The 19527-nt window shown below is 40.3% G+C and carries 20 protein-coding genes; all 20 read left to right on the top strand.

Annotated elements, in window-relative coordinates; translation table 11 throughout:
• The first annotated feature begins 61 nt into the window (after positions 1-61).
• The 20 genes from tpiA (at position 62) to DWX96_RS04940 (ending at position 19408) form a co-directional block, all read left to right on the top strand.
• Complete coding sequence (tpiA, locus tag DWX96_RS14530; protein WP_022242403.1) at positions 62-814, top strand: triose-phosphate isomerase; 753 nt, start codon at positions 62-64, stop codon at positions 812-814.
• Positions 815-985: 171 nt separating this feature from the next.
• Positions 986-1435 (top strand): hypothetical protein, encoded by a 450-nt coding sequence (locus tag DWX96_RS05025; RefSeq protein WP_118056915.1) that lies wholly within the window; start codon positions 986-988, stop codon positions 1433-1435.
• An 11-nt stretch (positions 1436-1446) separates the two neighbouring features.
• The gene (locus DWX96_RS05020; protein WP_118056914.1) at positions 1447-2478 is read left to right on the top strand and encodes a type II TA system antitoxin MqsA family protein; all 1032 of its coding nucleotides are present in this window, start codon (positions 1447-1449) and stop codon (positions 2476-2478) included.
• Positions 2479-2729: 251 nt separating this feature from the next.
• Positions 2730-3170, top strand: coding sequence for an RrF2 family transcriptional regulator (locus tag DWX96_RS05015; RefSeq protein ID WP_117696912.1), 441 nt, complete (start codon positions 2730-2732; stop codon positions 3168-3170).
• Between the two features lie 17 nt (positions 3171-3187).
• On the top strand, positions 3188-3931 hold the full coding sequence (gene sufC, locus DWX96_RS05010; RefSeq protein WP_117840780.1) for a Fe-S cluster assembly ATPase SufC: 744 nt from the start codon (positions 3188-3190) through the stop codon (positions 3929-3931).
• A 12-nt stretch (positions 3932-3943) separates the two neighbouring features.
• Positions 3944-5350, top strand: coding sequence for a Fe-S cluster assembly protein SufB (gene sufB / locus DWX96_RS05005; protein WP_118056913.1), 1407 nt, complete (start codon positions 3944-3946; stop codon positions 5348-5350).
• A gap of 21 nt (positions 5351-5371) precedes the next feature.
• Positions 5372-6448, top strand: coding sequence for a SufB/SufD family protein (locus DWX96_RS05000; protein WP_118056912.1), 1077 nt, complete (start codon positions 5372-5374; stop codon positions 6446-6448).
• A gap of 1 nt (position 6449) precedes the next feature.
• Positions 6450-7661, top strand: coding sequence for an aminotransferase class V-fold PLP-dependent enzyme (locus DWX96_RS04995; protein ID WP_117946744.1), 1212 nt, complete (start codon positions 6450-6452; stop codon positions 7659-7661).
• Positions 7651-8079, top strand: coding sequence for a Fe-S cluster assembly sulfur transfer protein SufU (gene sufU, locus DWX96_RS04990; RefSeq protein WP_022242397.1), 429 nt, complete (start codon positions 7651-7653; stop codon positions 8077-8079). The genes DWX96_RS04995 and sufU overlap by 11 nt, the downstream gene beginning before the upstream one ends.
• A gap of 87 nt (positions 8080-8166) precedes the next feature.
• The gene (locus tag DWX96_RS04985) at positions 8167-9609 is read left to right on the top strand and encodes a CapA family protein (protein WP_118056911.1); all 1443 of its coding nucleotides are present in this window, start codon (positions 8167-8169) and stop codon (positions 9607-9609) included.
• Positions 9610-9649: 40 nt separating this feature from the next.
• Positions 9650-11191 carry a 2,3-bisphosphoglycerate-independent phosphoglycerate mutase gene (gene gpmI, locus DWX96_RS04980; RefSeq protein ID WP_118056910.1) on the top strand — a complete coding sequence of 514 codons (1542 nt, stop codon included), beginning with the start codon at positions 9650-9652 and terminating at the stop codon, positions 11189-11191.
• Positions 11192-11570: 379 nt separating this feature from the next.
• Positions 11571-12443: a phosphoribosylaminoimidazolesuccinocarboxamide synthase gene (locus tag DWX96_RS04975; RefSeq protein ID WP_118056909.1), complete on the top strand. Its 873-nt coding sequence runs from the start codon at positions 11571-11573 to the stop codon at positions 12441-12443.
• Between the two features lie 21 nt (positions 12444-12464).
• Complete coding sequence (gene purF, locus DWX96_RS04970; protein ID WP_117840787.1) at positions 12465-13910, top strand: amidophosphoribosyltransferase; 1446 nt, start codon at positions 12465-12467, stop codon at positions 13908-13910.
• Positions 13911-14108: 198 nt separating this feature from the next.
• Positions 14109-15542 (top strand): adenylosuccinate lyase, encoded by a 1434-nt coding sequence (gene purB / locus DWX96_RS04965; RefSeq protein ID WP_022242392.1) that lies wholly within the window; start codon positions 14109-14111, stop codon positions 15540-15542.
• Positions 15543-16039: 497 nt separating this feature from the next.
• Positions 16040-16318: a hypothetical protein gene (locus DWX96_RS14525; RefSeq protein WP_242988738.1), complete on the top strand. Its 279-nt coding sequence runs from the start codon at positions 16040-16042 to the stop codon at positions 16316-16318.
• Between the two features lie 204 nt (positions 16319-16522).
• Entirely contained in the window at positions 16523-16726 is a 204-nt protein-coding gene (locus DWX96_RS14520) for a hypothetical protein (RefSeq protein WP_242988737.1), read from the top strand.
• Between the two features lie 390 nt (positions 16727-17116).
• On the top strand, positions 17117-18001 hold the full coding sequence (locus DWX96_RS04950) for a HindIII family type II restriction endonuclease (RefSeq protein ID WP_118056907.1): 885 nt from the start codon (positions 17117-17119) through the stop codon (positions 17999-18001).
• 10 nt (positions 18002-18011) lie between these two features.
• Positions 18012-18914 carry a DNA-methyltransferase gene (locus DWX96_RS04945; RefSeq protein WP_118056906.1) on the top strand — a complete coding sequence of 301 codons (903 nt, stop codon included), beginning with the start codon at positions 18012-18014 and terminating at the stop codon, positions 18912-18914.
• Positions 18907-19062 (top strand): hypothetical protein, encoded by a 156-nt coding sequence (locus tag DWX96_RS14405; protein WP_197420854.1) that lies wholly within the window; start codon positions 18907-18909, stop codon positions 19060-19062. Before DWX96_RS04945 ends, DWX96_RS14405 begins: the two co-directional genes overlap by 8 nt.
• Positions 19055-19408 (top strand): hypothetical protein, encoded by a 354-nt coding sequence (locus DWX96_RS04940; protein ID WP_118056905.1) that lies wholly within the window; start codon positions 19055-19057, stop codon positions 19406-19408. The genes DWX96_RS14405 and DWX96_RS04940 overlap by 8 nt, the downstream gene beginning before the upstream one ends.
• Positions 19409-19527 lie beyond the last annotated feature (119 nt).

Genomic DNA, 19527 nt, shown 5'->3' with positions numbered 1-19527 from the left:
CAAAGCACATGCCTGTATGCAGGCAAAAGCTTATATATTTAAGAAAGAAGGACATTTTAAAATGGCAAGAAAAAAAATTATTGCCGGCAACTGGAAAATGAACAAAACTCCTAGCGAGGCAGTTGCACTGGTAAATGAATTAAAACCATTAGTAGCAAACGAAGACGTAGATGTAGTATTCTGCGTACCAGCAATTGATATTATTCCAGCAATGGAAGCAGCAAAAGGTTCTAACATCTGCATCGGTGCAGAGAACATGTATTTTGAAGAGAGCGGAGCATACACAGGAGAAATCTCTCCGGCAATGCTTACAGACGCTGGCGTAAAATACGTTGTATTAGGACATTCTGAGAGAAGAGAATACTTCGCAGAGACAGATGAGACTGTAAATAAGAAAGTATTAAAAGCTTTCGAACATGGTATTACACCAATCATCTGCTGTGGAGAGACTTTAACACAGAGAAAACAGGGTATTTACCTTGACTGGATCCGTATGCAGATTAAGATTGCATTCCAGAACGTAACAGCAGAGCAGGCTGCAACAGCAGTTATTGCTTACGAGCCAATCTGGGCAATCGGAACCGGTGAAACAGCTACTTCTGATCAGGCAGAAGAAGTTTGTGGCGCAATCCGTGCCTGCATCCGTGAAGTATATGATGAAGCAACAGCTGAGTCTATCCGTATCCAGTACGGTGGATCTGTAAATGCAGGAAATGCAGCAGAGCTGTTCGCAAAAGCTGATATCGATGGTGGTCTGGTAGGAGGAGCTTCCTTAAAGGCTGACTTCGGAAAGATTGTAAACTACAATAAATAAGCTTTTCGGAAAATAGAATATTTTCATAAGAAACGTCACGAAATGCATTATGGCATTGGTAAAATTTACCGGTGAAATGCATTTGGTGGCGTTTTTTTTAATTCAAGTTGACTTTTGCAGTTATACTATTTATAATTAAGGTATCAATTGATACCATAAACAGGAGGGGTTATGAAAGATTCAAAAGATAATACAAAGACCAGAATCGAATCAAAGCTTGAAGTGAATACTTATCTGCAAAAGCTTAAATATGCATTAGACCATGATGCACAGATTACATTTCAGGCGAGACGGCTAGTGGATAAAAAGAGAGATGAAAAATATACCAATCAGTATACAGTAGATACATTATTTCCGGATGAAAATCCGGTGGATGCATTGAAACGGGAATTAAAAACGCTGACTGTAGAAGAGTATATGAAAACGGTTCAGGATCTTAGATTTCCCAAAAGAAGTGAAATGCGGGAATTTGGAAAAGTTTATAATGGTATGCAGGATGTATATATTAAAATAAGAGTGGAACTATTAGGATTAGATGGAAATACCACAACGTTTGTGGTGTCATTTCATTTTGCAGAGAAACCGTTTACTACAGATATGTTTCCATATAAAGAGAGCTAGGAGGTGTTTTCATGGATATGAAGATTATGAAAAGTGAAAAACGGTTATGCCCGTGTTGTATGGAAGAGCATGAAGTGAAAACAGTTCTGGTAGAGGAGACGGCTACATTTAAAAACAGTAAGGTTGATTATGAAGCATCCTATCTGTTTTGCGAGAATGCAGAGGAACTGTATATGGAAGAATCACAGATACAGGAAAATGATATTCGATTAAAAAATGCATACCGAAGAAAACAGGGACTTTTGACATCGGAAGAGATAGTGGCAATCCGCCTGAAATATGGAATCACCCAGAGTGATTTATGTGTTTTACTGGGATGGGGAGCTAAGACAATCACCCGTTATGAAAGTCATCAGGTGCAGGATCGAGCACACGATACGATTTTAAGAAAAATCGGACAGGATCCGGAATGGTTTCTGGTATTGTTGGCGGATGCAAAGGAACATTTATCAGATGCTGCTTATAAGAAATATTTTGAAGCGGCAACACGGTTATATGAGAAGAACAAGGACATTTATTTGAAAAAAGCCATTGAGGCAGATTATGCCGGATATGCTGGAAATAAGATGCTTCATGGAAATACAGAATTATCATTGGATAAAGTGGTGGATGTTATCCGCTATTTTGCAGCATCCTCAAAAATCAGAAAACTTTACAAAGTAAAGCTTATGAAGCTTTTATGGTATGCGGACGCTCTTTCTTATAAAAGAAGAGGCTTTGCAATGACAGGACTGGTGTATCAGGCACTTCCAATGGGAGCAGTACCGGTGGGACATAATGCTATTATTGATTTGAAAGATGTGCCATGTGAAGAAGTAGACATGGGAGAAGGAAACGGATATTATTTTTCCTTATCAGAGCCAACGACATATAAGACGCTTACAGAAGATGATGTGAAGATTCTTGATGCGGTAATAGAAAAGTTAGGAAGTATGTCGAAGACAGAAATTGTTGCATTTATGCATAAAGAAGAAGCATATGAGAAGACTACATTTAAAGATATAATATCTTTTGAATATGCAAAGCATCTGCAAATAGAATAAAGAGTAATTAGAATAGAATAATTAAAAGAGTGAAAAGATGAAATGAGCACATCCGATAAAATTTGCGGAGTATTCCATAGATTTTATTGGGTGTGCTTCTTTTTTTTACGATAACTCGAGAAAATCGCCAAGTGTATTTCTCGTAGTATGTTTGTTCCCCGAAAAGAACAAACGAAAACTGATTCACCCATTGACATAGTAGGCGAATGGGTATATGATGCGAATGAACCAGAAAAGGAGGAATGCAGAGCATGATTTCAACTAAAGGAAGGTATGCATTAAAGGTTATGGTCGAGCTGGCGGAGCATGATGCGGAAGAATATATTCCGTTAAAAGGAATTGCCGAGAAACTGAATATTTCCCAGAAATATTTAGAGAGTATTTCGGCCATTCTTTCCAAGGGACATATGATAGAAGGAGTCAGCGGCAAGAAGGGCGGTTATCGTCTGAAGCGGAAACCGGAAGAATACAGGGTTGGTGATATCCTGCGGCTGACAGAAGGAACGCTAGCACCGGTATCCTGCTTAAGAGAAGACCAGGAGCCATGTGAAAAATCAGATTCCTGCTGTACACTTCCAATCTGGAAGGGACTGGCAGATTTGATAGATAAATATTTTGATGAAATGACGCTGGCGGATGTTCTGCAGTCGAAGCAGGAAGCGGAGAAGAAAGCAGCGAAGAAGAAACAATAGATGCAGGAGGAAGAAAAATGAGCAAAGAATTACTTTTAGAGGTTAAAAATCTGAATGTCAGTGTAGAAGAAAAACATATTTTACATGACGTAAATCTTGAAATAGGAAGACATGAGACACACGTACTGATGGGACCAAACGGAACCGGTAAATCTACACTGGGTTATACACTGGTTGGTAATCCACGTTATCAGGTAGAGAGCGGAGAAATCTTTTTCCAGGGAAAAAATATTACCGGAGAGCCGGTGAATGAACGCGCAAAGAGCGGCATGTTCTTATCTTTCCAGAACCCACTGGAAGTACCGGGCGTTACCTTAAGTTCCTTTATCCGTAGTGCATTGGAACAGAAGACTGGAAAGAGAGTCCGTTTCTATGATTTTAAGAAAGAACTGGCAGAGAAAATGGAACTTTTACAGATGGATCCGTCTTATGCAGAACGTGATTTGAATGTAGGATTTTCCGGCGGCGAAAAAAAGAAAGCTGAAATTTTACAGATGTTGATGTTAAAGCCGGAGCTTGCGATTCTGGATGAAACCGATTCCGGACTGGATGTAGATGCAGTAAGAACCGTATCAAAGGGAATCGAAGAATACCAGAAGAGCAGTAAGGGAAGCCTTTTGATTATTACACACAGCACCAAGATTTTAGAGGCATTACACGTAGATTTCACGCACATCATGGTGGAAGGACACATTGTTAAGACCGCAGATGCATCCCTGATTGATGAAGTAAACGAGAATGGTTTTGCAAAATACGAGTAAGGAGTGTAAGGAATGGAAGAGAAAAGCTATGTAGAAGATATCGACAGAAGCATATATGATATCCGGGATGATGAGAAGGATGCTTATAAGCTGAAAGAAGGTCTTACTCCTGAAATCGTAGAGCAGATATCAAAAGAGAAAAATGACCCCGTCTGGATGCAGAATTTCCGTTTACAGTCGTTACAGATTTACAATGAAATGGGAGTGCCAGACTGGGGACCATCGATTGAAGGACTGGATATGGAGCATATCGTAACCTATGTCCGCCCAAACACAAGGATGAAGGGAAAATGGTCTGAGGTGCCAAAGGACATTAAAGATACCTTTGAACGTCTTGGAATTCCACAGGCAGAGAGAAAGTCACTGGCAGGTGTTGGCGCACAGTATGATTCCGAACTGGTTTATCATAATGTAAGAGAAGAAGTTGCCGCACAGGGCGTTATTTATACGGATTTGGAAAGTGCAATGCATGGTGAATATGCAGATATGATACAGAAGCACTTTATGAAGCTGGTAAAACCAAATGACCACAAATTTGCAGCATTGCACGGTGCAGTCTGGTCCGGTGGTTCTTTCGTTTATGTGCCAAAGGGTGTGGACGTAGAGATTCCGCTGCAGTCCTATTTCAGACTGAATGCTAAGGGTGCCGGACAGTTTGAACACACACTGATTATCGTAGATGAGGGAGCATCCCTTCATTTCATCGAAGGATGTTCCGCACCAAAATATAACGTAGCCAATCTGCATGCAGGATGCGTGGAATTGTATGTTGGCAAGAATGCAAAACTTCGTTATTCCACCATCGAGAACTGGTCAAAGAATATGTATAACTTAAATACCAAGCGGGCACTGGTAGAAGAGGGCGGAACCATTGAATGGGTATCCGGTTCCTTCGGTTCCCATGTATCTTATCTGTATCCGATGAGTGTCTTAAAAGGAAAGGGCGCCCGCATGGAATTTACCGGTGTAACTTTTGCAGGAAAAGGACAGAACCTTGATACCGGAGCCAAAGTGGTACACTGCGCACCGGACACCAGCTCCTATATGAATACCCGTTCCATTTCCAAGGATGGTGGTATCAGTACTTTCCGTAGTTCCGTTGTGGTAACGAAGGAAGCGAAAGGCACGAAGTCAGCAGTATCCTGTCAGTCTCTGATGTTAGATTCTGAGTCCCGTTCCGATACCATTCCGGCAATGGACATCCGTACCAAGGATGCTAATGTGGGACATGAAGCCCAGATTGGAAGCATCAGTGATGAAGCAATTTTTTATCTGATGTCAAGAGGCATGAGCGAAGAGGACGCAAGAGCCTGCATCGTCAGCGGATTTGCGGATAATGTTTCCAAGGAACTGCCTTTAGAGTACGCATTGGAAATGAACAATTTGATTCGCCTTGAGATGAAGGGCAGCATAGGATAGCAGAAGGGATGTGGAAAGAGCATGGAACAAAATGTAAGTATGAAAATCAATGAATTGCCTTCTCCTACCTGGAACTGGCTGAAGGTAAATGAAACTCCAATAAAATGGAGCAATAAGATAGAACCTTGTGAGATTGCAGCAGAGGGAGATGCAGTAGCTACTGAAACAGAGCAGCTTTCGGACATTGAAACCGGTGCCGGAAGAGAAGCAGATGCAATCTTTGCAACAGAAAATACTGCAAAATATCAGATTCTTGCAGATAATGCAGGACAGGATAAAACCGTAAGACTGCACATTTCCGGCAAAAAAGATGCACATACGGCAGGCTGTGTAGAGATAGTTGCAAAAGAAAACAGTACACTTACTGTTGTGATGGACAGCCGTGTGGCTCCGGATGCCACAAAAGAGGAAGAAAGTACCGCAGAAGCATCTCTGGCAGTCCGTGTCAGAATGAAAGTCGAGAGCGGTGCATCTGTAAGATTAATTCAGGTTCAGATGCCGCAGGAACATGAGACTTTATTAAGTGACATAGGCGGAGACCTGATTGGCGAGGGAGCAAAGGTGGAATATATCCAGTTGTTCCTTGGAAAAGGGAATCTCTATTCTGGATGCCGCGTGGATTTGAATGGAAAAGAAAGTAATTTTGCCACAGAGACCGGATATCTTGGTCAGGCACAGCAGATTTTAGACTATAATATGGTAGCCAATCATTTTGGCGAGAAAACCATGAGCTATATTAATTCTGACGGAGCTCTTCGCGGACAGGCACATAAGGTTTTCCGCGGAACCATTGATTTCAAACGTGGTTCCTCCGGCGCAGAAGGACAGGAAGAGGAAAGCGTACTTCTGCTGGGTGATGATGTGGAAAATAAGACCATTCCGCTGATTTTATGTGCACAGGAAGACGTAAAGGGAAATCACGGAGCAACCATTGGAGAATTAGATGAAGATACCATGTTCTATTTTGGAGCAAGAGGTATTGATAAGGAAGCTGCAGAACGTATTGTGACAGGTGCAAAATTGGAGCATATCTGTGATTTGATGAAGGATGAAGCAGCAGAAAAAATTGCGAAGGAAGCGCTGGAAGAGGTGATTTAGGATGTACAATTTTAAGAAGGATTTTCCTCTTTTTAAAGACCGGGATGTTATCTATCTTGACAATGCAGCAACCGCACAGAAGCCGGCATGCGTCATTGAAGCGGAAAAGGAATTTTATGAAAAACATAATGCCAATCCGATGCGTGGATTCTATCCTTTGAGCCTGGAAGCAACCGATGCCTATGAGGCAGCGAGAAAAACAGTTCAGCAGTTTATCCATGCTGCATCTGAGACAGAAATTATATTTACCAGAAATACCACAGAGGGCCTGAATTTAGTAGCGTACAGCTATGGCTTAAATAATCTTTGTCCGGAGGACGAAATTGTGGTTTCCATTATGGAACATCACAGCAATATGCTGCCGTGGCAGATGGTGGCAAGACAGACCGGCGCAAAGCTTATTTATCTGGAATGTGAAAAGGACGGTAGTTTAAGCGAAGCAAAGTTAGACGAAGCTTTTTCTGATAAAACAAGACTGGTAGCAATCACACAGGTGTCCAATGTGCTGGGACGTCCGACTCCGGTAGAGGAAATTGTGCGAAGAGCAAGAAAGAGCAATGCGGTAGTCGTGCTGGATGCCGCCCAGAGCTCCCCACATATGCCGATTGATGTGCAGAAGCTGGATGTGGATTTTCTGGCATTTTCCGGTCACAAGTTAATGGGACCGATGGGAATCGGTGTCTTATATGGAAAGAAAAAACTTTTAAAGGCAATGCCACCATTCCTTACCGGCGGAGAAATGATAGATTCTGTAACAAGAGACGGTGCAAAATATGCAGAGCTTCCGCATAAGTTTGAGGCAGGAACCGTCAATGCAGCAGGCGCAGTGGGACTGGCTGCCGCCATTGATTATATTAACAAAATCGGTTTTGAAACCATGCAGGAGCGGGAACTTACACTTACGAAAAGAGCCTTGGAAGGACTGAAAGCAATTCCAAAGGTTCATGTGCTGGGCTCTGAACTGGCAGAAGAGCATACCGGAATCCTGACATTTACTATTGAAGACGTGCATCCGCATGATGTCAGTGCGGTATTGGAATCCGACGGTGTGGCTGTCCGTGCAGGTCATCATTGTGCACAGCCGCTGTTAGAGTATCTGGGCGTCCGCTCCGCTACAAGAGCAAGCCTGATGTTTTACAATACAGAAGAAGAAGTCGATGCACTGGTAAAAAGCGTGGCAGGAGTCAGAAGGAGAATGGGATATGGAGAGTAGAAGTTTTTATAATGAAATCCTTACCGAACACAATATTCACCCGGAGTTCAAGCATGACCTTCCGGATGCCGATCTGGTGTTGGAAGGCGTGAATCCAAACTGCGGAGATGATATCTTTTTAAAATTAAAATTAGATGGTGATGAAATCGTAGACGGTGCATTTGTAGGAGATGGCTGTGCTATTTCCCAGGCATCTGCCGATATTATGCTGGGCATGATTGTCGGAAAGAAGAAAGAGGAAGCGCTGCATTTAGGAGAATTATTCTTAAAAATGATAAAAGGAGAAGCTTCGGATGAAGAGATTGACGAGCTGGAAGAAGCTTCGGCATTAAAGGATATTTCCCATATGCCGGCAAGAGTAAAGTGCGCCGTATTAGGCTGGCATACCTTAGAAGAAATGTTAAATGATGAGGTTTGATATAAAAGAATACGCTTGCAAAATAAGGATTGTTAGAAAAAGAAAGATAGTGTATAATGTTATCGGCAATAAAGCAGGACACAAGAGATGAAAGAGGAGTTGAGCGAGGATACCGATTTGAGAAGAAAAGCTTTGCAGATGGCAGGGATAGGAATATTGTTGTTTGGAATGGTTTGCAGTGGATGTGACAGGAAAGCGCAGGTAAATGCAGAACCGGAAAGCAGCGAGAAAATAGAATATGCAGTGACGGAAACGGAAGAAGTCTCTACAGAGACGAAGAAGCTGGTGATAGAAGATTTGGATGATGCATACGAAGCACTGCTGGATTCCTGCAGCAAAGAATTTATCGGGGATTATCGGATTGACGAAAGTTTCTTAAACTGGGTTTATGCCAATTACGGAAAAGAAGCAGTATTAAATATTGCACAGGAGTCTCAGGAAGACCAGAATGTAAATGTCTGGTACGAAGAGACCGGAAATTCCATACATGTGCTGTGGCTTCTTTATTGTCAGGACACCGGCATGAATGAAGAGGATTTGCAGCAGGTTTACTGGAAGACATGCAGCTCTGAGGATGAGATTGTGCTGGATTTTACCGGCGATATTAATTTTGCAGAAGGCTGGGGCACAACGGAACACATGGATGGACAGCCAAATGGAATCAATGACTGCTTTTCCAAAGATTTATTGCAGGAAATGAATAATGCAGACATTATGATGATAAACAATGAGTTCACCTACAGTACAAGAGGGGAACCTTTAGCTGGCAAGGATTATACTTTCCGGGCAGATCCAAAGCGTGTCTACTTGTTAGAAACATTTGGAACAGATATTGTCAGTCTTGCCAATAATCATGTCTATGACTATGGCGAAGCTGCATTGATTGATACCATAGATACACTGGAAGAGGCAGGAATTCCGTATGTAGGAGCAGGAAAAGATTTAAAGGATGCCATGCGTCCGGTATATTTTGTGGCAAATGGAAAGAAAATAGCAATTGTATCAGCTACACAGATTGAACGCTCTTTAAATTATACGAAGGAAGCAACTGAGACGACACCGGGCGTGTTAAAGACCTTAAATCCGGACAAGTTTCTGAAAGTAATAGAAGAAGCAAGAGACAACAGCGATTATGTGATTGCTTTTGTACACTGGGGAACAGAAGGAAATAACTATTTTGGTTCCGACCAGGTGGCTCTTGCAAAACAGTTTGTGGAAGCCGGTGTGGATGTCATTATCGGCGGACATACCCATTGCCTGCAGGGCATGGAATATATGGATGGCGTGCCGATTATCTACAGTCTTGGCAATTTCTGGTTTTCGGCGTCAACATTAGATACCGGCTTATCCCAGGTAATCATCCGGGATGAAGGAACTATTGATTTTCGGTTTCTGCCGTGTATACAGAAGAATTACAAGACCTCACTGGTGACAGATGAAAGTGAGAAAAGACGTATTTTTGATTTTATGGAATCCCTTTCCGTGGGAATTACCATAGATGATGATGGTTATGTGACAGCAACGGAGTAATCCGTTTCAATAGAAGATTTTAAAGAAAAGAGGAAAAAACATGAGTAAAAAACCAACCGTATTGATGATTTTAGATGGTTTTGGTCTGAATGACAAAACTGAGGGTAATGCAGTAGCCCAGGCAAACAAGCCAAACATTGATGCACTGATGAAAGATTATCCATGGGTAAAGGGAAATGCCAGCGGACTTGCCGTAGGACTTCCGGATGGACAGATGGGTAACTCCGAAGTAGGACATATGAACATGGGTGCAGGAAGAATTGTATACCAGGAATTAACCAGAATTACCAAAGAAATCGAAGATGGAGATTTCTTTAAAAACGAAGTATTGCTTGCCGGCATGAAAAATGTAAAAGACAACGGTTCTGCACTTCATTTATATGGATTATTATCCGATGGTGGAGTTCACAGCCACATTACACATTTGTTTGGACTTCTGGAAATGGCAAAAAAAGAAGGCTTAGACAAAGTATATGTACACTGCTTCTTAGACGGCCGTGATACCGCACCTACTTCCGGAAAAGGATTTATCGAAGAGCTGGAAGCAAAAATGAAAGAAATCGGTGTTGGTGAAATCGCAACCATCAACGGACGTTACTATGCAATGGACCGTGACAACCGTTGGGATCGTGTAGAAAAAGCATATAAAGCAATTACAGAAGGTGTTGGCGAGACAGCAGACAGCGCTGTTGCAGCAATTGATGCATCTTATGCAAAAGATGTAACAGACGAGTTCGTAGTTCCGACTGTAATTATGAAAAATGGTGCTCCAACTGCAACCGTACAGGATAACGATACCATTATCTTCTTTAACTTCCGCCCTGACCGTGCAAGAGAGATTACCAGAGCATTCTGTGCAGATGAGTTCGACGGATTTGACAGAGGCGCAAGAAAGAACGTAGCTTATGTATGTTTCACAGAATACGATGGAACCATTCCAAACAAAACCGTTGCATTCCACAAGGTAGAACTTACCAATACATTTGGACAGTTCCTTGCAGACAATGGCAAGACTCAGGCAAGAATCGCTGAGACTGAGAAATATGCTCATGTAACCTTCTTCTTCAACGGCGGTGTAGAGGAGCCAAACAAAGGTGAAGAAAGAATTCTGGTAAAATCTCCAAAGGTAGCAACCTATGATTTGAAACCGGAAATGAGTGCATACGAAGTATGTGATAAATTAGTAGATGCCATCAAATCTGAAAAATATGATGTAATCATAATCAATTTTGCTAACCCGGATATGGTTGGACATACCGGAGTTCAGGCTGCAGCAATCAAGGCAGTAGAAGCAGTTGATGAGTGCGTAGGCAAAGCTGTTGCAGCATTAAAAGAGGTTGACGGACAGATGTTCATCTGCGCAGACCACGGAAATGCAGAGCAGTTAATCGATTATGAAACAGGCGAACCATTTACAGCACATACTACCAATCCGGTACCATTCATTCTGGTAAATGCAGACCCTGCATACGGTTTAAGAGAGGGTGGATGTCTTGCAGATATCGCTCCTACATTAATCGAGCTGATGGGAATGGAACAGCCAAAAGAAATGACAGGGAAATCTTTGTTAATCAAAAAATAAGACCGTAAGGGCGAAATACTAACTACGAGAAACACGCTTTGCGAGTTTCTCAAGTTATCGCAGTGCTTGGCAAATCTGCATGCAAGCATGTAATTTATCTCGCTGCTCGCGTAAATAAAAAGATTCTGTATCTCAAGTGTAAGGTACAGAATCTTTTGCTATAGATAAGTATTTTCCGGCACATATATTAATAATACTTATAAATAGAAAATATTAGACAAAAAAACTAATAAATTTCGCTCATTTTTCTATATGGGGCAAAAGGCGCACTTCGCCCAAATTCATTGACTTTCTAAAAGGCACTGTATTATAATTTTCCAGTAGTGTTTTTTATCACAACAAAAATTTGCGAAAGCATAAAATGGAGGACAAAAGCAGTATGCAGGAATTTAAACCATTTAAAGAAGGAAAAGTAAGAGAAGTATATGATAATGGAGAAAGCCTTATCATTGTTGCAACAGACAGAATTTCAGCGTTTGACCATATTTTAAAGAACAAGGTTACCAATAAGGGCGCAATTCTGACACAGATGTCCAGATTCTGGTTCGATTTTACAAAGGATATCGTGCCAAACCATATGCTTTCCGTTGATGTAAAAGATATGCCGGAATTTTTCCAGAATGAGAAATATGATGGCAACAGCATGATGTGCAAGAAACTGGAAATGATTCCAATCGAATGTATTGTTCGTGGATATATTACCGGAAGTGGCTGGGCAAGCTACAAAGAGAACGGGACCGTCTGCGGAATCAAATTACCGGAAGGACTTGTAGAATCCGATAAATTACCTGAGCCGATTTACACACCAAGTACCAAAGCTGAGATTGGTGACCATGACGAGAATATTTCTTTTGAACAGAGTATTGACGTATTAGAGAAAGCATTCCCGGGCAAGGGTGTTGAGTACGCAGAAAAGATTAAAGAATATACCATCGCACTTTACAAGAAATGTGCAGAATACGCATTAAGCAAAGGAATCATCATTGCAGATACCAAGTTTGAATTTGGTCTCGATGAGAATGGAAATGTAGTTTTAGGTGATGAGATGCTGACACCGGACAGCTCCCGTTTCTGGCCATTAGAAGGATATAAACCGGGACAGGGACAGCCTTCTTATGACAAACAGTTTGTAAGAGACTGGTTAAAAGCAAATCCAGACAGTGATTATCTCCTTCCGGATGAAGTAATCGAGAAGACAATTGAGAAATACGAAGAAGCATTTGAATTACTGACCGGTAAGAAATTTGCTTAAAAATATAGTCAGGAGAACCCTATGAATAACAATGAATTAAAGGAAAGCCCATGGGACGGACTGCATGAAGAATGTGGCGTCTTCGGCATGTATGATTTTGACGGAAATGATGTGGCTTCCAGTATTTATTATGGTCTGTTTGCATTACAGCACAGAGGACAGGAGAGCTGTGGTATTGCAGTAAGTGAGACAAACGGACCGAAGGGAAAAGTTACTTCCTATAAAGATATGGGACTGGTAAACGAAGTATTTACCGGAAAACAGTTAGAAGCAATGAAAGGTGATATCGGAGTCGGTCATGTCCGCTATTCCACCGCAGGTTCCTCCACCCGTGAGAATGCACAGCCGCTGGTATTGAATTATGTAAAAGGTACGCTGGCATTGGCACACAACGGAAACCTCATCAATGCGAAGGAGCTTCGTAAAGATTTGGAATACACCGGAGCAATTTTCCAGACCACCATTGACTCTGAGGTAATTGCTTACCACATTGCAAGAGAGCGTCTGAATTCCAAGACTGCCGAGGAAGCAGTACGCAGAGCCTGCCAGAAGTTAAAGGGAGCTTATGCACTGGTTGTAGCCAGCCCTCGTAAACTGATTGGTGCAAGAGATCCATATGGTTTTAAACCGCTTGTAATAGGAAAACGTGACAATGCTTATATCATTACTTCTGAGACCTGTGCCTTGGAGACTATTGATGCAGAATATGTCAGAGATGTATTGCCGGGAGAAGTGGTAACAATTTCACCGGAAGGCGGTATTCAGTCTGATATGACCATGTGTCTTCCAAAAGAGCAGGAAGCACGTTGTATTTTCGAATACATATATTTTGCAAGACCGGACAGCCATATTGACGGGGTCAGCGTTTATGCATCCCGTATCCAAGCAGGACGTTTCCTTGCAATGGATTCACCGGTAGATGCAGACCTGGTAGTAGGAGTACCGGAGTCCGGAAATGCAGCAGCTCAGGGTTATGCCCTGCAGTCCGGAATTCCATATGGAACTGCTTTTGTAAAAAATGGTTATGTGGGACGAACCTTCATCAAACCAAAGCAGAGCAGCAGAGAATCCAGCGTAAGAGTAAAATTAAATGTACTGGCAGAATCAGTCCGTGGCAAGCGTGTCATTATGATTGACGATTCCATCGTGCGTGGAACCACATCTGACCGTATTGTAAATATGTTAAAAGAAGCCGGTGCCACAGAAGTGCATGTAAGAATCAGTTCCCCGCCATTCTTATGGCCATGTTACTTTGGAACCGATATTCCGGAGCGGGAACAGTTGATTGCCTATAACAGAACCATCGAAGATATCCGGAAAATAATCGGTGCAGATTCTTTGGGATACTTAAAGATAGAGCGTCTGGAGCAGCTGGTAGGAGGACTTCCAATCTGTAAAGGATGCTTTACCGGAAAATATCCGATGGAGCCGCCAAAAGAGGATATCCGTGGCGAATATGAGCGATAAGCAGACTGACACAGCGGCTAATCCTTATAACCGTACCGGCTGTCATGCTTGCATGAACCAGCCGGTATGGTTGTAAGGATTGTACGGTGCACGAAGGTGCAACGGACAACGAGGAAGCGAAGCTTCCGAGTGGAGCGAAACTTTTGAGTGGAGCTGAGTCTGAAATTATGAATATAAAAAATAAAAAGGAGCACACATATGAGTACCGATAGATATAACAGCCCATTATCAGAGCGTTATGCCAGCAAAGAAATGCAGTACATCTTTTCCCCGGATATGAAATTCCGTACCTGGAGAAGACTTTGGATTGCACTGGCAGAAACCGAGAAAGAACTTGGACTTGATATTACACAGGAACAGATTGATGAATTAAAGGCACACAAGGATGACATCAACTATGATGTGGCAAAGGCAAGAGAAAAAGAAGTCCGTCATGATGTTATGTCCCATGTATATGCTTATGGTGTACAGTGTCCGAAAGCAAAAGGAATCATCCATTTAGGAGCAACCTCCTGCTACGTTGGAGATAATACCGATATCATTATTATGTCAGAGGCATTAAAACTGGTTCGTAAGAAATTAGTAAATGTCATTGCAGAACTGGCAAAATTTGCAGATAAATATAAGAATCAGCCGACACTGGCATTTACCCATTTCCAGCCGGCACAGCCAACTACCGTTGGAAAACGTGCAACACTGTGGTGCCAGGAATTTATTATGGATTTGGAAGACTTAGATTATGTATTAGGCAGCCTGAAACTTTTAGGTTCCAAGGGAACCACAGGAACACAGGCAAGCTTTCAGGAGCTTTTTGACGGAGATCAGGAAACCATCGATAAGATTGATCCGATGATTGCACAGAAAATGGGCTTCAAGGAGTGCTATGCAGTATCCGGACAGACTTATTCCAGAAAAGTAGATACCAGAGTTGCCAACATTTTAGCAGGCATCGCAGCAAGTGCACATAAGATGTCCAATGACATCCGTCTTCTGCAGCACCTGAAAGAAGTGGAAGAACCGTTTGAGAAGAGCCAGATTGGTTCCTCTGCAATGGCATATAAGAGAAATCCAATGCGTAGTGAACGTATTGCATCCCTTTCCCGCTATGTCATGATTGATGCATTAAACCCGGCAATTACATCCGCAACCCAGTGGTTTGAGAGAACTCTTGATGACTCTGCAAACAAGCGTCTTTCCATTCCGGAAGGCTTCCTTGCGATCGACGGAATCTTAGACCTTTGCTTAAATGTAGTAGACGGACTTGTTGTATATGAAAAAGTTATTTACAAACATATGATGAGCGAGCTTCCATTTATGGCAACCGAAAATATTATGATGGATGCTGTAAAAGCTGGTGGTGACCGTCAGGAATTACATGAGAAGATTCGTGTACTTTCCATGGAAGCAGGCAAAAATGTAAAACAGGAGGGTAAAGAGAACAACCTTCTTGAGCTGATTGCAGCAGAACCTGCATTCCATACAACCTTAGAAGAGCTGAAGCAGAATATGGACCCTGCAAAATATGTAGGAAGAGCACCAATTCAGGTAGATGCCTTCTTAAAGAATGTGGTACAGCCGATTTTGGATGACAACAAAGAGATTCTTGGTATGACAGCCGAGATTAACGTATAATCGAAAGCATATCATAGCAATAAAGATAATATTTCAAGAACGCACATATCAAAAAAGCCCATTTTTGTTAAGCTTTCAAGGAAAAATATTAATACAAGAAGTTTTGGAAAGTTGTCAGGTGTGCTGGAATTTACATCAAATGCAACAAATATATTGATATGTATAGGACATTTTTCAGTAGTGATACTGAAGAATGTTCTTTCTTTGTTAACTCTTTATTAATCGCATCTACAAACTTCTTAATATCAAAGAGAATATAGGCTTCCTCGGTGAGTGTCACAGCACAGGAATGTTTCACGATTTTTTTGATAATCATCTGATTCACATCAGCTACTGTTAACATAGATATGAGGATGTGTCAGCAGCAGTGTGGAGTGCGGTTAATTTTTAATTGTTCAACTAATAGTTTAAAATAGCTAGGGGTTATCATCTATGGCAGAGCCAAGATGACAAATGAACTGCTTCGATAGAAATATAGTACAGATAAGGAGATACAAATGGAAGATATTTCATATACAGTTCATGTCAGTAATAAGAAAAGTGATATTACATCGAAAATTAAGCTGGCTACAGTTACAAAGCATACTCTGAGAAAATATAGGCCATCAGATTACAGCAAAGATAATATATTTATTATTTACGGAATATCAAATCTGATGGATAATGTAAAGACAGGATATCACAAAGAAGTAGATGAGGCATTAGAAGAATATAATAAAAAGCAGATACGATTAGAACGTCGGATAGATGATTATTTTGAACATGTAGTTGGCTAGAAACAGGGTATGGCAGTTAGAGATAATCATTCAGATAGGCAATAGGGAGTTTTGGAAATAATATGATGATATGAAGCCATATATAAAGCTTATCATACGAGATAATATTGGGAGAACTTATAAAGAGACTTCCGCAATTTGTAGTTGTAAATGTAGTGGTTCATCTTGATGAGGATAGCCCGCATATATAATGGGGGAGTTCCTGTGGCAGATGGTTACAAAAAGGGACTTCGTAAACAGGTGTCAAAGAGAGATGTATTTACTAAAAAAGTTCTGTTACGCGTGCCGCAGGATGAGCTAAGGAAGGTTGCTAATAAAGTGGTCAATGATTGGGCTGGAGAACAGATAAAGGGAAAGTCAAAAAGATGCAATCGTGCTCTGACAGTTGTGGAATCTAAGGTGGCTTAGGAGACAGGACATTTGGAGAAGATACAGGAACAGGTGCATGGTGTGGATATTGAGTTGAGTGCTTCGCAAATTGCTTATAAAGAATTGTAGCGGAGCAGAAGAGGTTGTGGGTGGAGTATGATAGAACTTGCGTTCGAACACTGCCGGTGGTATAATATAGGGAGTCAAACACAAGTTCCGTTGCGATTATTCGATATATCAAATATAATATAAAAGTTAAATTAAGAGGCATATAAGATAGCAATTTAAGCTGTGAAAAATGGATATTTGGCAAAGAATGATACAAATCTTGTGTTTGGAAAACAGAATAGATGTAGTATTTACATTTGATGGAATCAAACAGTATCAGATAATGTAGAAAATCTAAGAAATAGAAAAGGGAGATATGAAATGTTTGAAAAGCTTATAAAAGAAATTAAAGAACTTTCTACAGTAGATTTTAAGGAAGCAACTGAGAAAATAAGAAAATATATTGATGAAATATCAGAGAAAGATTTCAAAGAAATCGTAAAGCAGATAGGAACTATTCCTGAAAACATTGAACATGATTCTACAGAAGAAAAATTATATTCAAAGGCTTCGGATATAGTTTTAGCAAGATGTTTTAGATTGTTAGGATTGGCATCGAGAGCTTTGGATGAAAGAGCAGATAGTGCAGATATATTGGCAGAAAGTATTTCGGGATATAAATATAGTTTAGTTGCGGATGCAAAATGTTTTAGATTGAGTAGAACGGCAAAGAATCAGAAAGACTTTAAAGTTAGTAACTTGAGTGATTGGCGTGGCTCGGAGAATGAGTATGCTGTTTTGGTGGCACCATATTTTCAATATCCACAATCTACTAGTCAAATATATTCAAAAGCTCTCGATAATAATGTATGTTTGTTGGCTTGGGAGCATATATCTATTTTACTTGAAGAAAATGTGAAAGAAACAGAATCATTATCTTTGGAATCGTTATGGAATGCCTCCCAAATGATAGCAAGAGATAAATCATTAAGTTTCGCTAACGCTAAATGTTGTTTTTTGCCCAAAATGGATGTTTATGTTGCAAAGAAAATAGGTTTGCCAGAAGCACAGTATAGAAGTATGCTAAATGATTACAAAAGATTAATTAAGTATAGGGGAAAAACAGAAATAGCATATTGGACTGGTTGCATAGAGGAAATAAGGAAATATACCAAAGAAAAAGCAATAGAAGAATTGATTAAGGCAAAGAAGTTACAGGAAAAAATAAATGTTATTTCGCAGTATATAGATAAATTAAACAGGTAGGTGAATATTGATGGGCAGAGTTGAATTGGGAGATTCAATACAATTAATAAAGAGTGTAGATACAGAATCTGTGCATTTGATATTGTCTGATATTCCATATGGAATAAATTATGATAAATGGGATGTTATACATAATAATACCAATAGTTCGCTATTGGGAAAAAGCCCAGCTCAAGAAAAAAGCGGAACAATTTTTAAGACTAGAGGCAAACCATTAAATGGATGGGCTCAATCAGATAAGAATATCCCAATTGAATATTATCAATGGTGCTCATCATGGGCAGAAGATTGGTTGAGAGTATTAAAACCAGGTGCAAGTTGTTTTATATTTGCAGGACGGAGAATGGCTCATAGATGTATTTGTGCAATGGAAGATGCGGGTTTTATTTTTAAAGACATGATTGCGTGGGAGAAGGACTCAGCGGCATACAGAGCACAGAGAGTTAGTTGTGTTTTTGATAGAAGAAATGATGAACAGAACAGTTTGGCGTGGGAAGGGTGGAAGATAGGAAATCTTCGTCCGCTATTTGAACCAATACTTTGGTTTATGAAACCTTATCCACAGGGAACTACTTTGACAGATAACATCACTAAATATGAAGTCGGTGCTTTTAATGAAAATAAGTTAAAAGAATTAACTACTTTGAATGAAGGTATTGAAGTATGTTCTAATATCTTAAAAGTAAAGACTCAAAAAACTGATAGAGGATTGCATCCGACACAAAAAGCTGTGGAATTAATGGAAATACTTATTTCGTTAGTTACTAAAGAAGGGCAGACAGTATTAGATCCGTTTTGTGGATGTGGTACAACTTTAGTCGCTGCAAAAAGGCTAAAAAGAGAATATATCGGTTTTGAGATAAATGAGGAATATTATAACAATATATTACTAAGGATGGATGATAATGAATAAAATGCAGGTTGGGTTTTCCGAACCATTAAATGATGGAAATACAGAAAATACTACATTAGGATGCAGACATACAAATCCTGACATTTGCGGAAGTAATGGTATACCTGGAAAATGTGTTTTCATATCTGAAGATTGTATATGTGGATAATCCTATTATATTTATTGGTTATAATATTGGAGACGATAATATAAAACAAATACTAAAGACGATATTTATATATGTGGATCCTTCATCAGATGTTGCTGAAAAGGTTTGGTCACAGTTTTTGTTGGTAGAGTATGGAAAAGATTCTGATATAGAAGAAAATAATCAGATTTTGGAGTTTGTTGATAAAATTATGATTCAATCTTCTCAGTATTTACCTATCTATAGTTTCTCGTTAATTGCTCTGAAAATTAAAAGAATTGAGCAGTTGAAAAAGCAACCGAATGAAAAATTAAAAGCAATTTATGATTTGGTTAAGACAAGATATAAGGTCAGAAAATTCACTTGATGATATCCTACAGATGACAACTATGCAATGACTTATAAAAACGAAGTCATTGCATTGCATCATCACACACTTGCAATATGCAATCAAGAGCAAGTGCAGCGTATGATATTGTCAATATT

It is taken from the genome of Roseburia sp. AF22-2LB, assembly GCF_003461125.1.
Lineage (GTDB): Bacteria > Bacillota > Clostridia > Lachnospirales > Lachnospiraceae > Roseburia_C > Roseburia_C amylophila.
Note: the sequence above shows the minus strand (reverse complement) of the source record. Positions and strands in the feature narration are given on the sequence as shown.